Annotated in this window: 2 protein-coding genes and 1 pseudogene; all 3 read left to right on the plus strand. The window is 41.0% G+C overall.

Features of this window, described 5'->3' with window-relative positions; genetic code table 11:
• Window positions 1–185, plus strand: a 185-nt coding sequence (locus tag H5158_RS22565) for a T6SS immunity protein Tdi1 domain-containing protein (protein WP_182740968.1), incomplete at its 5' end; no start/stop codon positions are given.
• A 260-nt stretch (window positions 186–445) separates the two neighbouring features.
• Window positions 446–790 (plus strand): immunity protein YezG family protein, encoded by a 345-nt coding sequence (locus H5158_RS22570; RefSeq protein WP_182740969.1) that lies wholly within the window; start codon window positions 446–448, stop codon window positions 788–790.
• Between the two features lie 71 nt (window positions 791–861).
• Window positions 862–1,124: pseudogene (locus tag H5158_RS22575) on the plus strand (hypothetical protein); the annotation flags it as partial.

Consider the following 1,124-nt stretch of genomic DNA (forward strand, 5'->3'; position numbering starts at 1 on the left):
GCCCACTCAATGCTGATGAAGTGTACGGCTTTGCGCCATTTTTATTTATGGGTGGCGAGAAAAAAATCAAGAATATTGAAAAGTGCGATATTTTTGCCCATTTGAATTTAATTGCCGACATGGGTGATATGGAAATTATTGATATGGCTTCTATGGTACGTGGCGCTATTAAGCAGTACGAATAACGCTGTATGCAAATGTAATTAGTAGAGGGCTTTAAACGAGCTCTATTTGGCGTACATAACTTAATGAATCATCAAGATGGCCGTATCCCTGGGCACGCATGATGATTCATTCGACACGTTTTTTAATATTAACTTACCAATTAGCTACAGAAAGTTTATTTTAGAATTCATTGGTGCCATATCTTTGGACTAACTCAGATTGACAAACTTTATGTTTGTTCATTCAATTTTAAACTCATTTATAACGCTAAGGACAGCATATGCAACCAGATATAAAAAATATCCCCCAACAACTTGGTCAGTACCTTTATCAGCAAATAAAAGAGCCATGGCTTGAGGCACAACTTATTTTAAACTGCGAAGATGAAAGCGTACTTGAATGCAAAGCCCATTATCAAACTGCTGCTGATACAAGCGAACAGCCGATTACCGTGACGGACGAGATAGTCGATTTATTCAACACCCTATTTGAAAAGGCCACCCAACACCAACCAGAAAACTGGACACGCGCTATTTTTACCATTAATCGCCAAGGCCAGTTCAACCTGAACTTTGAGCGTGATAATACCGATGGTGGCGTTATCACTGCACAACAAACTTATTAAACAATACTGATTTACCCGCTCTTTAACAACATGGATGTTGCAAGGCTAGGCGCTACAGTCTTCAAAGATTAGTGCCCTCGCCTTTCATTTTTGCACAAGTAAATTCGAGTCTACGCATTCGTGGCAGCGGGTTTACCCCGCGACATAATTCCCCCGCAGCCCACAACGAATTATTATTTGATGATAAAGCCAATGACAGCAACGAATCGATGGAAGCCGCCATTGCAGTGCTACGCAAGCTCGGTAAAGGCGACCCAGTAAAATACTTACGGGAAATAAACTGGCAAAATTTGGGCAAGCAAGCCGCCAGTGAAGTAAAAGCCGTAATCAAAGG

Origin of the sequence: Pseudoalteromonas sp. SR45-6, assembly GCF_014163545.1 — a bacterium.
Taxonomy (GTDB): Bacteria; Pseudomonadota; Gammaproteobacteria; order Enterobacterales; family Alteromonadaceae; genus Pseudoalteromonas; species Pseudoalteromonas rhizosphaerae.

What these genes read in the sequence shown, in the direction of transcription:
- H5158_RS22570 (WP_182740969.1), top strand. Translation starts at nt 446, where the DNA reads ATGCAACCAGATATAAAAAATATCCCCCAACAACTTGGTCAGTACCTT.